This is a genomic window from Salinimicrobium maris, assembly GCF_049680855.1.
Taxonomy (GTDB): domain Bacteria; phylum Bacteroidota; class Bacteroidia; order Flavobacteriales; family Flavobacteriaceae; genus Salinimicrobium.
The window spans coordinates 568,305-582,640 of sequence record NZ_JBMPGS010000001.1; the positions used below are offsets into that span (position 1 = coordinate 568,305).

11 protein-coding genes and 2 tRNA genes are annotated in these 14,336 nt (G+C 42.3%); 5 read left to right on the plus strand and 8 right to left on the minus strand.

Annotated features, from left to right (window positions below; all coding sequences use genetic code 11):
- Positions 1-13 precede the first annotated feature (13 nt).
- From ACOV1Q_RS02775 to ACOV1Q_RS02790, 4 genes are all read left to right on the plus strand, one after another.
- A tRNA-Asn gene (locus tag ACOV1Q_RS02775) sits at positions 14-87 on the plus strand.
- Between the two features lie 54 nt (positions 88-141).
- Positions 142-215: transfer RNA gene (locus tag ACOV1Q_RS02780), tRNA-Asn, on the plus strand.
- A 147-nt stretch (positions 216-362) separates the two neighbouring features.
- A complete protein-coding gene (locus ACOV1Q_RS02785; RefSeq protein ID WP_424493385.1) occupies positions 363-449 on the plus strand; it encodes a GIY-YIG nuclease family protein in 87 nt (28 codons plus the stop codon).
- Positions 450-657: 208 nt separating this feature from the next.
- Complete coding sequence (locus ACOV1Q_RS02790; protein WP_424492916.1) at positions 658-1,536, plus strand: DMT family transporter; 879 nt, start codon at positions 658-660, stop codon at positions 1,534-1,536.
- 176 nt (positions 1,537-1,712) lie between these two features.
- Here the strand turns inward: ACOV1Q_RS02790 and proC are convergent, their stop codons facing one another.
- Positions 1,713-2,576, minus strand: coding sequence for a pyrroline-5-carboxylate reductase (gene proC, locus ACOV1Q_RS02795; protein WP_424492917.1), 864 nt, complete (start codon positions 2,574-2,576; stop codon positions 1,713-1,715).
- A 274-nt stretch (positions 2,577-2,850) separates the two neighbouring features.
- On the opposite strand from proC, the gene ACOV1Q_RS02800 reads away from it, so the two are divergent.
- Positions 2,851-4,401 carry a M20/M25/M40 family metallo-hydrolase gene (locus tag ACOV1Q_RS02800; protein WP_424492918.1) on the plus strand — a complete coding sequence of 517 codons (1,551 nt, stop codon included), beginning with the start codon at positions 2,851-2,853 and terminating at the stop codon, positions 4,399-4,401.
- A 159-nt stretch (positions 4,402-4,560) separates the two neighbouring features.
- Here ACOV1Q_RS02800 and ACOV1Q_RS02805 read toward each other — a convergent pair whose 3' ends face one another.
- From ACOV1Q_RS02805 to ACOV1Q_RS02835, 7 genes are all read right to left on the minus strand, one after another.
- Positions 4,561-5,124 (minus strand): HD domain-containing protein, encoded by a 564-nt coding sequence (locus ACOV1Q_RS02805; RefSeq protein WP_424492919.1) that lies wholly within the window; start codon positions 5,122-5,124, stop codon positions 4,561-4,563.
- Positions 5,125-5,354: 230 nt separating this feature from the next.
- On the minus strand, positions 5,355-5,735 hold the full coding sequence (locus ACOV1Q_RS02810; protein ID WP_424492920.1) for a hypothetical protein: 381 nt from the start codon (positions 5,733-5,735) through the stop codon (positions 5,355-5,357).
- 175 nt (positions 5,736-5,910) lie between these two features.
- Entirely contained in the window at positions 5,911-6,687 is a 777-nt protein-coding gene (locus tag ACOV1Q_RS02815; protein ID WP_424492921.1) for a glycoside hydrolase family 16 protein, read from the minus strand.
- A 3-nt stretch (positions 6,688-6,690) separates the two neighbouring features.
- Positions 6,691-8,967, minus strand: coding sequence for a beta-glucosidase BglX (bglX, locus tag ACOV1Q_RS02820; protein WP_424492922.1), 2,277 nt, complete (start codon positions 8,965-8,967; stop codon positions 6,691-6,693).
- 65 nt (positions 8,968-9,032) lie between these two features.
- Positions 9,033-10,685 carry a family 16 glycosylhydrolase gene (locus ACOV1Q_RS02825; protein ID WP_424492923.1) on the minus strand — a complete coding sequence of 551 codons (1,653 nt, stop codon included), beginning with the start codon at positions 10,683-10,685 and terminating at the stop codon, positions 9,033-9,035.
- An 11-nt stretch (positions 10,686-10,696) separates the two neighbouring features.
- The gene (locus tag ACOV1Q_RS02830) at positions 10,697-12,748 is read right to left on the minus strand and encodes a PKD domain-containing protein (RefSeq protein ID WP_424492924.1); all 2,052 of its coding nucleotides are present in this window, start codon (positions 12,746-12,748) and stop codon (positions 10,697-10,699) included.
- Positions 12,749-12,777: 29 nt separating this feature from the next.
- Positions 12,778-14,313, minus strand: a complete 1,536-nt coding sequence (locus ACOV1Q_RS02835) for a RagB/SusD family nutrient uptake outer membrane protein (RefSeq protein ID WP_424492925.1) — start codon at positions 14,311-14,313, stop codon at positions 12,778-12,780.
- Between the last annotated feature and the right edge of the window lie 23 nt (positions 14,314-14,336).

The window sequence follows — 14,336 nt, forward strand, 5'->3', positions numbered from 1 at the left end:
ATGGTTGCGACATTCCTCCTTAGCTCAGTTGGTTAGAGCATCTGACTGTTAATCAGAGGGTCCTTGGTTCGAGCCCAAGAGGAGGAGCAAAATTTAAAGGTTGTTAGTGGCCTTTTAAAATCACTAAAGACATATTGAAATTCCTCCTTAGCTCAGCTGGTTAGAGCATCTGACTGTTAATCAGAGGGTCCTTGGTTCGAGCCCAAGAGGGGGAGCTTTCTAAAAGCCGGCCATAGGTCGGCTTTTTTGTTGAATTATTTTTGGGCGAGAAGTTTATCCCGAGCGTAGTCGAGGGGAGCCCAAGAGGGGGAGCAAATAAAGCCAGCCATTGAGGTTGGCCTTTTTGTTTTTAAAGTCCGGCTTTGTATTCAGTTTACATTTTATTTTCAGAAAAACTGAATCGTTTTTATACGGGTTCGACATCAGATTTAAAAGAGAGGCTGAAATAGTACATAGAAACTCTAAGGAGCAACCTATCTTCTAAAATTGCCCTCGGCTCTTCATGAATTATTAATAAAATTTTGGTAGAACTATAATAATCAAATGAATCTCTGAACCTTAAATTAGTATTCTTAAGTCAGAAATAAGTTATTTCTGAATTACTAACCGTACCTGTATTCTACATAAAACAGGTATCAGTGAATACCTTCAGGTGAGATGAAGAAAAAAATAATTCTGCTAAGCATTGGTTTTGTATTGTTATGGAACTCCGGGTTTATAGGTGCTGAATACGGCCTCCCCTATACCGGTCCTTTTACCTTGATCTTTTGGCGTTACCTCGCCGTTACTCTGCTTATTGCAGTATACCTAATCTTGAGAAAGCGATTGAAATGGATTGGCTTCAGGGCTGCTTCATTAAATATGCTAATTGGTTTTTTGGCTCATGGGGTGTGGCTTACCTGCGTTCTGTTTGCCTTAGATAATGAAGTTCCTGCAGGAATTGTGGCCCTGGTGGTAGCCCTTCAGCCATTAGCAACAGGAGCACTTTCAGGATATGTTACCAGTGAAAAAACTGGAACATATCAATGGTGGGGTTTAATAGCCGGATTTGTAGGTGTAGCCGTCACTGTAGGCTTCCGCATAGGTGACGGGAATTCAGGATCTATTTTTGGTTATTTGATTCCTTTGTGCTCGGTGATAGGAATTACAATAGCTACTCTTATTCAACGAAGGATGGAAATTACTAATGACAGTGCAAAATTGCCATTAGACCAAACTCTTTTTTATCAAAGTTTTGCTACGGTATTGGTCTTATTGTTTCCGGCTTATTTTTTAGAGAATTTCCAAACCCAATGGAAACCTCAATTCGTATATGCCATGCTGTGGTTAATTGTAGGTGTCTCTCTTGGAGCTTATATATTGATGTGGAGTTTGATTGATAGACTTGATGCTACCCGCGTTGCAAGTTTATTTTATCTGGGGCCACCCGTCACTATGCTCATGGGGTGGATGGCTTTTGGTGATTCAATCATAACAACAGATGTTGTGGGTATTGTAATCGTATTTGTGGGGGTGCTATTAACCCAAAGAAACTAGACTCAAAAATTCGATTGGTTGGTGGATAAGAACCCTGTCGGAATTCTTTTTAGATCTTCCGGCGACTGTTGAAATAAAAATTCCAGTTTAAATGATCATTTTTTAATAGGTCTTCATAAAAAAACCGGCAATGTTTTTCAACAAAGCCGGTTGTACTTATTCTATTTCAAAACCCTCTAATCTTCTTCGCCCAGTTCTACTGCACGATTAAAGGCCGCATAAGCCGCTTCCTTGATCAATTCCTTTACATTATTATCATCCATAGAGTCAAGAGCTGCACGGGTGGTTCCTCCTTTGGAAGCCACACGTTCCATCCAAAGCGTAGGGGAAAGGTCATTTTTATTGAACAATTCAACAGCGCCTTCAAACGTCTGACTTACAAGTACCTTAGAATCATTCTCTGAAAAGCCCATTTTTCGAGCTGCTTCCAGCATTGAATTCATAAAGTAGAATACATAAGCGGGACCACTCCCCGATATTCCCGTAGAAGCATCGATAAAATTCTCATTTTTGACACGTATTGATTCTCCCGTCGTGTCCAGCAGATTTCGGATCATGAGCAATTCCACCCTGGATACTTCTTTTGATTCGGTGTAAGAAGTCACTCCTTTTCCTACCTGTGCAGGTAAGTTTGGCATAGTTCGCACCACTTTTTGTACTCCCAGTTGTTCCTGTATGGTTTCAATGGTCACCCCTGCCATTAGGGATACAATGATCTGGTCTTTGTTCACCATGGCTTTCATTTGCTCAAAAAGCTCCTCACTATGGTAGGGCTTCACGGCAATAAATACAATATCCGCTTTTGGAAGACAATCCTCCAGATTTTCGAAGACATTGAAAAGTGACATTTCTTTTAATGAAATTATTTTTTCGGGGGAAACATCAAAGATCATCAGCTTTTTCCTGTTGAGTAGTGCAGAGGATGCCATTCCTTCTGCATAGGTAAGGCCCATGTTTCCCGCTCCAATAACTAATACTTTCATTGTTTTGTTTTTTCGGTTACTTTTTTTGCTCTCTCCGGATCTACTTAGAGATCCCACACAAAATTTAAATATTATTTTGAGATTATCTGTGCAAAGACCGTACAGTGGGATACCAGTATTAAAAATTTCTTCAGATATTCCCGAAAATGCCTCTATACGCCTGATAAATAGTAAAGTAATAATATTTTCTTTAAAAAAGAAATTTACGCCATTCCGTCCTATACATGAAAATTAGTCAGGAATTCTTCAAGAAAGCTGGAACAGCTACATTTTTTCAAAGTGAATTATTGATATATTTGAAAAAAGTAATCCATCCAATAAAATAAAACTTATGAAAAAACATTTTCAGAAACTCCTTTTGTGCTTTCTCTTGGCAGGAAATTTAGTAGTTGCGCAAGATGAGCAGGTCATTGATAACATCGTCAATGAAGCTGAAGAAAACTCACAACTTGAAGAACTTGCCCATGAACTACTCGATGTGGTAGGGCCCCGTCTTGTAGGGACGCCGCAAATGAACCGTGCTCACAACTGGGCAGTTCAGAAATTTGAAAGCTGGAACATCTCTGCGGAAAAACAGCAGTGGGGGGAATGGCGCGGCTGGGAACGCGGTATTACACATATAGACATGGTTCATCCAAGGATTCAAAGCCTGGAAGGAAGACAACTCGCCTGGAGCCCTTCCACAGGGAGAAAGCCGGTAACTGCTGAAGTTATCACTCTTCCGGAAGTTACAGATTCTTTGTCCTTTCAAAAATGGCTTCCTAATGTAAAAGGGAAGTTTGTAATGATTTCCATGAATCAGCCAACAGGAAGACCAGATTACAACTGGGAAGAATTTGCAACTGAAGCTTCTTTTGAGAAAATGAAGAAGGAGCGCGATGCACAGGAGGACGCCTGGAGGGAAAAATTTAGAAATATGGGATATAATTCTCGCACCTTGCCTGCAGCACTGGAGAATGCCGGTGCCGTGGGAATCATCAGCTCATACTGGTCACGTGGCTTTGGTGTGAATAAAGTATTTGGAGCCTATAGTAAAAAGGTGCCAACGCTTGATCTTTCTCTCGAAGACTACGGAATGCTATATCGACTGGCAGAAAGCGGAAACAAACCTCAAATAAAAGTAGAAGCTCAATCCAAAGATCTTGGGACAGTTCCAACTTTTAATACAATTGCAGAAATAAAAGGAACAGAAAAGCCTGAAGAATATATAATTCTTTCAGCTCATTTCGATTCCTGGGATGGTGCCACCGGTGCTACCGATAATGGAACAGGAACTATTGTCATGATGGAAGCTGCACGTATCTTAAAAGAAGTATATCCTAACCCAAAAAGAACGATTCTTGTTGGGCTTTGGGGTAGTGAAGAGCAGGGCTTGAACGGTTCTCGTGCTTTTGTAGAAGACCACCCCGAAATAGTCGCCAATGTGCAGGCGGTTTTCAATCAGGATAATGGAACGGGAAGAGTGGTAAACATCTCCGGAAACGGCTTTTTGCACGCCTATGATTATCTGGGGGACTGGCTCTCGAAGGTTCCAGACACGGTTGCAGATCATATTGAAACCAATTTCCCTGGAAGTCCCGGCCGTGGAGGATCTGACTATGCTTCTTTTGTAGCGGCAGGTGCACCGGCTTTTAACCTGAGTGCTTTAAATTGGTCATACTGGAATTACACCTGGCACACCAATCGCGACACTTATGATAAGATCGTATTTGATGATGTGAGAAATAATGTCATTCTCACTGCAGTTTTAGCCTATATGGCGAGTGAAGACCCAGAGCGGACTTCCAGGGAGCAAATTAAGCTTGGAAACCATCCAAGAACTGGGGAGCCACAGGAATGGCCAACTCCGCGTTCCCCAACCCGTAAAGGTGGTCTGGATTAGTAAACTTTCACTTTTTCTATTATAGCAGAGGCTGTTTAAGAGCTTTAAAATGTCATTCTGAATTTATTTCAGAATCTTACTCATTTGAAATTCAAAAATGATGAGAACCTGAAACAAGTTCAGGTTGACGTAAAAGCAAGCTTTTAGACAGCCTCTTCTTTATTTCTGAAGAGGTTTTTCCCGCTCTAAATTCAGTTCCAATATTCCCTGCTGCACTTCATAACATGCACGCATGAGCAGCTTGAAATTTCCGCCCTGCAGGGCTTCAGTCAAAGCTTCCATTTCGGGAATGTAGCGCCGGGCGAAATTCCGGTCGTTTACCAGGATGTCCCTGGTATTATCGATAACATCAGCCAGTTTAATAGTTTTTGCCTCAGGACTGATTGTTGCCAGGCGTTCAACTTCTTTTTTCTTCCGTGCTTTCCGGTTTAAATGCTGGTAGTTCTCCTTGGTATACTCATCTGTGAGTTCTTCTACCAGTGTCGTTATTTTACGCCCAAACTTTCGCTCAATGTCCTGAAGGGAAACAGGAGTATCTTCCACAACATCGTGAAGGTAAGCCGCACATATCATTTCAGAAGAATGTGGAACCGTGCGCACGAGTTCTGCCACGCGTTTTGGATGTTCTATGTAAAGCTCTTCAATGTACTTCCTCTGCTGGTCTCCATGCGCCTTACGGGCAAATTCCAGCGCTTCTTTTTCCATAGCTGTAGATTTACCCATAAAATAATCCTTTTCTAAAAAATATAAAAGATTATCTTTTCCTCACTTTTCAGGTGAAGAGGACATCAAAGAAAGAAGCTCCAAAAATGCCATTTTTGACTCTTATTCTGAACTTTTTCAGAAGTAAAATAATTTTTGATCTTCAAGTACTATAACCTGAAAAAAGTTCAGGTTGATGTTAAGTAGACTTTGAAAAACTACTTATCCTTCTGAAGGAAACTCTTTTTATGTTACGATTGCTTTAATGCTGCACCAACCGGTACTGCACAATCATGTCCCGGCTCCCCATGCGGCGGATTCACCTTTGGCGTCTGGTCTACCCTAATTGGAGAAATAGTAGTGGATTGAGCAGGAGCAGGGGTTTCCTGCACTTTTGCAGCCGAATTTAATGGCGCTCCCACCGGAAGGTCACAACGGTGTCCCGGCAATCCATGCGCGGGATTTACCTGCGCGGTTTGTGCTTCGCCATTATTTTCCATCATGGTTTCAGCGGCGGTAGGCGTTGGTTCTGTAGCTGCATTTTCCGATTTATCCTTGCAGGAAGTAAGAAATAAACTTGTTGTTAGGCAAAGCGCTAAAACAGTGGTATTAAGAGAGATATTCTTTTTCATAGGAAGAAATTTTACTGCATTTTGAGGTAAAGATAATAATTTCAGGGTTTTCATAAACATTGGAAATGCTGGTACTAAAAAATAAAGGGTTTCAAAAATAACATTTTTGAAACCCTTTATTATAAAAGCTGGATAACAGGTTTAATACGCTCTTTTTGAACCTGTCAAACTGGATTTATTTTGGCAGTTCGGTGACTTTTATATAATCAATGTAAAATTTCTTCGGAAAGATGGAATCGTCAACTTCCGGTCCACCAAAATTTCCGCCAACAGCCATGTTCAGGAGAAAATAAAAAGGTTTCTGGAAAGGATAATATTCGTCATTATATTCTTCAGGAACAAAATCATAAACAAGCTCTCCATCATAATAATATTCAATATTTTTTTCACTCCAAACAGTTTTGTAGACATGGAAACCTTCCTCAATATCTTCTACATGTGTTTTTTTGGAACTGGCATTTTCGCCATGATGCGCAGGATAATGCAGCGTCGAGTAGAGTGTATTTGGTTCTCTGCCGACGTATTCCATTAAGTCGATTTCGCCTGAAGCCGGCCAGCCTACTTCATTAATATCATGCCCAAGCATCCATATTGCAGGCCAAATTCCATGGCCATCGGCAACTTTTGCCCGCACTTCTATAACTCCATATTGAAATTCAACCTTGTCCTTTGAATTTACTTTTCCGGAGAAATATTCATCTCCTTCTTTTACAGCGGTGATCACGAGATTTCCATCTTCTACGGCCACGTAGTTACGGTTGTACACCTGGCGCTCGTTGTTTCCCCAACCGCAAAGATTGGGGCAACCGTCACCTTCTTCATAACTCCAGTGTTGCATGTTGAGTTGATCTCCATCGAAGTTTTCTTCAAAGATGACTTCTTGCGCAAGAACCGGTGAGGAGCAAGCGAGAAAAAAAAGATTGGCGAAAATGGCATTTTTAAAGCTTTTCATATACTACTCATTTAAAGTAAAACTCCCTTTTTTCAAATCTCTGGAATTTCCTCCAATTAACACCTCAAATTCTCCTTCTTCTGAAGCCCATTCTTTATTGGCATTGTAGAACTGAAGCATTTCTTCGTCAATTTTGAAAGAGATTTCACCGGTTTCCCCGGGGGCGAGGGTAACCAGTTGAAATCCTTTCAATTCTTTTACAGGGCGCGTGGTGCTGGCAACGAGGTCGCGCAAATAAAGCTGCACGACTTCTTTTCCCGCCATTTTTCCAGTATTTGTAACAGGAATGGTCACCTGTATACTTCCTTCCGGAGTCATTTCTTCGGAAGAAAGTTTGAGATCACCATATTCAAAAGTGGTATAACTTAATCCGTAGCCAAACGGGTACAATGCAGTTTTTTCTTCATCTGTATAAGCGGAATAAGTCACAGAATCTGGACTGTAAGGTCTTCCGGTGTTCTTCTGGTTATAATAAAGCGGTTCCTGTCCCACTGCTCTGGGGAAGGAAACCGGCAGTTTTCCTGAAGGATTGTACTTTCCAAAAAGCACATCTGCAATGGCATTTCCGCTTTCTGTTCCCAGCTGCCATGCTTCCACGATGGCAGGAATATTTTCTGCAGACCAGGAAATTTCCAAAGGTCTTCCATTCTGAAGTACCAAAACGATATTCTTGTTCACAGCGTAGATTTCCTCCAGCAATTCCTGCTGAAGTCCTGCAAGTCCAATATTCACCTGACTTCTACCTTCTCCCGACTGGAATGCGTCTTCTCCAAGAGCCATGATTACAAGATCGGCTTTTTTGGCTGCTGCGATCGCTTCAGCAAAGCCAGATCTGTCGGTAGTGTTGATCTCCAGCGGTGCCAGGAAACTTCTTTCGCCCTGGCCAAGAGTTGTTCCAAGGGCATAGTTTACTTTCACATCATCTCCAACTGCATTTTTAATACCTTCAAGAAGTGACACTGCAGAATTTGTTTCTCCCTGCGCTCTCCAGTTACCTATGGGTGTATCTTTGTCATTTGCCAGTGGCCCAATGACAGCAATACTTTTCACATCATTTTGAACAGGTAAAAGATCCTTCTCGTTCTTTAGAAGAACAATGGATTTTCTTGCAATATCCCTGGCAATTTCACGGTGCTCATCAAAGGGAACCTGGGAGAGTAAATCAGGGTTTGAATACCTGTATGGATCTTCAAAAAGGCCTAATTTGAACTTGACTCTTAGGATACGTCTTACAGCATCGTCAATGATTTCTTCTGAAACTTTTCCTTCCTCAACCAATTCTATTAATCCAGATTCATAAGCGCCTCCTTCCATGTCCATATCACTACCTGCTTTTACGGCAATCTCCCCGGCATGTTTTTTATCACGGGCAAAACCGTGATAGATCATTTCAGGAATTGATCCCCAGTCAGAAACTATGAATCCGTCCCAGTTCCAGTCACCTTTCAGGATATCCCGCTGAAGGATCTTGTGTCCTGTTGCGGGAGTTCCGTCGAGATCATTAAATGAATTCATGACTGTGGCCACACCGGCTTCGGCAGCGGCTTTAAAAGGAGGTAAAATGGTATTGTGAAGTTCATTTTCACCAACGTGAACTGTGTTGTAATCACGCCCGGCTTCAGCAAAACCATAACCTGCGAAATGCTTGGCAGTGGCTGCTATAGATTGGGGGTCTGAAAGGTCATTCCCTTGATATCCTTTAACTTTTGCCACAGCCACTTTGGAAGTGAGGTAAGTATCTTCCCCAGAACTTTCCATAATGCGACCCCAGCGGGCGTCTCTTGAAATATCGATCATAGGAGAAAACGTCCAGTTAACGCCATGTGCGGCACTTTCAAGAGCAGCGATACGAGCAGATTTTTCCATGGCTTCAAGATCCCAGCTTGCAGTTTCCCCCAACGGCACCGGGAACATGGTTTTATAACCATGAATCACATCGTACCCAAACATCAAAGGAATCTTTAACCTGGAATTTTCCATGACCAGCTTTTGGGCTTCCTGAGTAGCTTCTACAGAAAGTACGTTTAGCATGGAACCTACAAGCCCGTTTTTAAGCCTTTCTTCTTTGTATTTACTGTCCACATTGGAGGCAGGTCCTGTGAGGTCCCAGCTTCCGTTGTACTGGACCATTTGTCCTACTTTTTCTTCCAGCGTCATAAGGCTCAAAACAGAATCTACCTTTTTTTCCACATTTTTGACTGAACTGGGAATAGTGGATTCCTGTGCCTGAATTATAAAACTTCCAAAAAGGAACAGGAGGATTGGACTAATTTTTTTCATTTTTTCATTAATTAAAATCCGGAGGAAAATTTTTCCTCCGGATTATTCTGGCTAATTCAAAACTGTTACTGGAATACTTTAATATAATCTACAACAAGTGAAGATTCATCAAAATCCGGGTCTATTTCACCTCCAAAAGTTCCGCCCATCGCCACGTTCAGGATCAAGAAGAAATCGTGGTTAAAGGAAGAGTCTGGTGTGTTTACATAGGTGTGGTAGACCTCGCCGTCTACTAGGAAGACGATTCTTTCCGGTGACCACTCCATAGAGTAGGTATGGAATTCACTGCTCACATTTTCTATTGAAATTGTACCACCATCTGCATTTCCGGCAGATCTACCGGGGTAGTGAAGTGTGCCGTGAATTGTGTTCTGGTCATTGCCCACGTGCTCCATGATATCTATTTCACCACTTTCTGGCCAGCCAACTTCAGCATAATTTGAACCTAGCATCCAGATCGCAGGCCATGTACCTGCGCCTTCGGGAAGTTTTGCACGGGCTTCCACTCTCCCATAGGTGAATTCAAAATTGTCCTTAGTAGTAATCCTTGAAGAAGAATAGTCAAATCCGCTGGTTTCTTCCGCTCTTGCAGTGATAACAAGATTCCCATCCTCAACTGTGACATTTTCTTGAGTATAGTACTGCTTTTCCTGATTTCCCCAGCCGTTTTCGCCATTACCTGTTTCAAAATTCCAGATAGCAGTATCAAGAGAGCCACTTTCAAAATCCTGTTCCCAAACAAGTTCTGTGTACTCGGTTTCAAATTCTTCAGGCTCCGGTTCTTCACCCGGGGGAGTAGTTGAGAATTTTACGTACCATGCCAATGCAGGATCGTTCCCCATAACGGCTCGCACATGCATTGTAGTTTCAGTAATTGAAAGGATCTCATAAGAACTTGCTCCAATATAGTAGCTCATAAAACCACCATCTGAAAAGTTTATTGCAGTACCGGTAGTTTGTCCTTCTGTTAAGCCTGAGCTGGAAGGCGATAGAGAAACGTTTATGGTTCCTCCACCGTCATAATCAAGGCATTCATCTTCGGCACCTGTCCCGCCAAAATCTGGCGAATAAGATGCATTAAAGAAGGTTTGGCCGTTATTGTTATAGTTATAAACGATGTTATCACCATTCATACTGAAGGTAAGCTCATCGGTGTATAAGCAGGAACTAATATCTTCTCCGGCTTTTTCAAAAGGTGCTGCTGCGTAGTATGATGGAGTGCCCATGTCACTACCGGAAGCCGGCCCCACACCCAAATGAGCAGGTTGTGACGCAGCAACGTACCAGGTTTTGCTGTCACCACCGGTAAGGAGGATCTCTGTCTCAGGATCGCTGAAATCACTGAATACAGTTACTTCTGTTGTGGTATTTGCAGAAGCGCCTGCTGTACCATATGCAACAACAGTAACAACATAGTCATTTATCCCGTTTTGGCTGTAGGAGTGGGTAGTGGTGCCGTCGTAGGAAACCTCTTCAGAGCCATCCCCATACATAAACTTGTAGGTCATAGCATTTTCGGCAGTTACTGTGAAATTCACATTTCCGCTTCCGTCTCCATTTGGCATTTCTTCACTTTGCCCAACCACCTGCGCATTTACATCCAGATTTGTGGGGGCGGTGATTTCTCCCAGCTCATATTCTTCCTCTGCGCAGCTAACACTGAGTATACTTAGTAAAAAGAGGAAAAATATATTTTTAAAATTTATTGTGCTTTTCATGGGTTTGCTTTTTATTTATGAAAATATACGTTGGTGACATACATATTCGCTGCTCCCGAAGGTGAAGCTGAATAAATGAGCTGCCCAATTTGTGCTCTTTCAGCAAGATTTTCAAACTGGTTAAGAGGGATTTGTAGGCTTACCCATTCGTTTTGCGCAGGATTTTCTATAGCGACTTCGTGTTCTGTATCATCACCGCCACCATATACGCCGTCAGGCCCTAGATCAACCAGTTTCACCCTAAAGGAAGTCGCATCTTCAGTATAGAAATCTGTATGAAAATATGTCATTTCTGAAGCATCAATGGGGTTGGAAATGGTTTCTATTCCTACATAATTGAGATTGTAGTAACGTTTTGCCAGTCTGCCATCGAAGGTCACTTCTTCATAATCTGAAATAGACCAGTTTGTTCTCCAGGAATCTACCACGACATTTTCTTCCACGTCGCTGAAAAGGGATATATAATCTGTATCACCTATCCTGATATCGTCGTAGTAGGAAGTAGTCCCCTCTCCGGGATTTCCGAAGTCATAGAATATAATTACCCTGTCATAGTTCACTGCAGGATCAAAGGCTTCAAAACTGCTTAAATTAAAGCTTAATTCCTCCCATTCCTGTGAAGTGGTGGTGTTTTGGATAACCTCTACAAAAATGGTTGGGTTTCCACCGCCTTCGGGAACTGATGCTGAATTTTCAAACTTCAGTAAAACCGGTACTCCTGCTTCGGGAGACCATACTTTCATTTTAACTGTTGTACCATCTGAAAAATCCAGCGGTTGATCCAGATTAAGTGACATTCCTGCCCAGGTTTCTGCTCCGCTGCTTTCGTTAAGTTCAATGACATTGGCGCTTGGATTGATTCCGGAAGGATCGGGGTTTGCTACCACTCCTCCGGCGGTTCCGCCAAATCCACCCCATGTATAGGTTAGGTTTTCTGACTCAAAAGTGAGAGGCAGTTCCGTAAATTCTAACTGAGTCGTCTGGATGTTATCAAAATAATAGGTTTCGCCTGTTCCAGGTACATTAAAGTTAAAGAACAACACGATGCGGCCGTATTCCTGGGAAGGATCTATGCTGCTAAGGTCAAAATGTAAGGTTTCCCATTCTTCACTCACCGTGGTAGTTGCGGTAAATTCTGCAGCAATATCTGCATTGTCGCGGTTCTCTACCTTCAAAATGACATCTGCACCGGCTATTGGAGACCAAATATCTACACTTACAAATTGTGTAGAAGAGAAATCTATTGGCTCGTCAAGTACGATCTGCGTACCTGCCCAGGTTTCAGAAGCTTCAGGTTTTGTGTAGGAAGCCACCATAGCACTGGTATTCAATCCGCTAGGATCGGGATTTTCCACAATTGGAGCTCCTGCGTCATCACCACCACCAAAGTTGATGAATGTGTAGTTGAGAGTTGGAGATTCAAATGTTATTGGCAGGAATAGCGGATCAGAAATGACAATTTCCTCTGTGATTTCGGTTGTTGCCGCACCACCGCTCAAGGCTACCACCCGTACATTGTAGGTGCCAACGTTTGAATAGGTATAGGAAACAGTTTCTCCAGCCATTAATGGCGTTGCCTCTTCGTCATCACCTTCCCCAAAATAGACTTCATACATCGCAGCATAATCTGCAGTTGCAGAAACCGAAATGGTGTAATTGTCGTCAGGATCTCTTGTGATTGTTGCCTCAAGGTTTTCAGGAGGTAAAAATGAAACGGTCAGCGATTGAATTCCCTGCGCAGTTTTTCCTGCAATGTTCTTACCCGTTACAGTTACTTCATACTCTCCTTCGGCGTAAACGTGTTCAATTTGCTCTCCCACTTTAATTTCTGTCGAAACAGGGGAACCGTCTCCAAAATCGATCTGGTAAAGGTTTGCACCTTCCCCGGTTGGAATAACCGTAACTAACCCGGAGTTGTCCTGAGTGATCTGGAAATTAGCTCCTAAATTGGACGGAGCGGCCAAACCTTCAAGATCTACTCCCAAACTATCATCGTCCTTATCGCAGCTTACTATAGCAGTACTAATAAAAACGGCTATCATTATTCTAAAGATATTTTTCATACTGTTTATTTACTGTTGAATAATTCCATTTATTGATAAGCAGGATCTTGTTCTAACTGGGTGTTATTTAAATCCTGTAAAGGAATTGGCAGCTTATCGTGCTTTGCTTCCACATATCCTTTAAATTCTAGATATTCAGCAGCTAAACCTGCTCTCTGAAGATCAAACCAGCGATGCCCTTCACCCGCAAGTTCCAACCTTCTTTCTCTAAGGATATTCTCAAAAGTTGCAGGGATAGATTCCTCTCCAACCCTTTCTCTTACGGCGTCTAAAAGTGCCTGGGCCCTGTTGGAATCACCGCCACCTCTCACTAAAGCTTCTGCTTCCAAGAGGTAAGTATCAGCTAATCTTATATCATAGAAATTTTGAGGCCAGTTGAGCTCAAAGTTACCACCGCCTGTAGAACGGTCTTCCTGTTCCCCGGCGAATTTCTTCAGAAAATAGCCCGTGCCCTGATAGCTTTCTTCATAAGATACAACTCCTGCCTGGGCAAGACTGTCAAGATTGCTAATGGTGTATTTATATCGATTATCATAGCTGCCATCACTGTAGATAAAAGCATCAGCCAATTTTTCTGTAGGTATATTAAAACCCCAGCCTGCAATGAAGTCTGGTGCACCCCTGCCTTGTTCAAGAACATTATATCCACGGGGAGCTGACATTTGATTTAACAAGTTTCCTTCTGTACATCCAATACATCCCCAGTCGCCCCAGTTGGAAGCAGAAGTGTGAATAACCTCAAAAATGGATTCATCATTGAACTGATTCTCATTCTGGAAAAGGTCGCCGAAATTATCAAGAAGACGATAACCATACTGGCTGGTTTCACCAGGGGTTCCATTAACATCCTGAAGTTGTTGTGCAGCCTCTCCAAATCTTTCAAGATGTAGATAGACCTTTCCAAGTAAAGCTTTCCCGGCACCTTGTGTGGCCCTTCCGGCTTCAGTTGCCAAATCTACTTGTGCAGGCAAATTAGGAATAGCTGCTACCAGATCCTGTTCTATAAGGGCAAAAACTTCGGAACGATCTACCTGTACTGCATTCCCCAGCTCGCTAACCGGAACAGGTTCAGTGAATAAAGGAACACTTTCAAATAACCTGATCAAATCAAAATAGTAATAAGCTCTAAGAAACTTCATCTCTGCTTCAAATCTGCTTCTTAGCTCCTCGTCCATTTCCGTATTTGGCAATTTGGAAAGAAGAACGTTTGTTCTGTATATTCCGGAATAACTTCTTCTCCACAACTCTTCCTGTGGTCCTGTGGCAGGATCTAAGCTATAGCTGGACCATGCCTGAATAGCCGGAACATCCTGAGAATTTCCTCCTCCTGCATAAAAATCATCTGAGGCAACATTTAGGGCAAATTCTTTTGCTACATAATTGCCTGCTATCCATCCTACGGGATCATATGCTGCTACTAACCCGTTGTATGCTTCCTCTGCATTACGATAGTAGTTTGATTCCAGGCTTTGTCCTCTTGGTTCAACTTCCAGAAAATCATCACTACACGCAATCAAAGTAGCTGCCGAAACAACGGCTGCTATATATTTCATTACTTTTTTCATAATAATACCTTTTTAAATTTTTT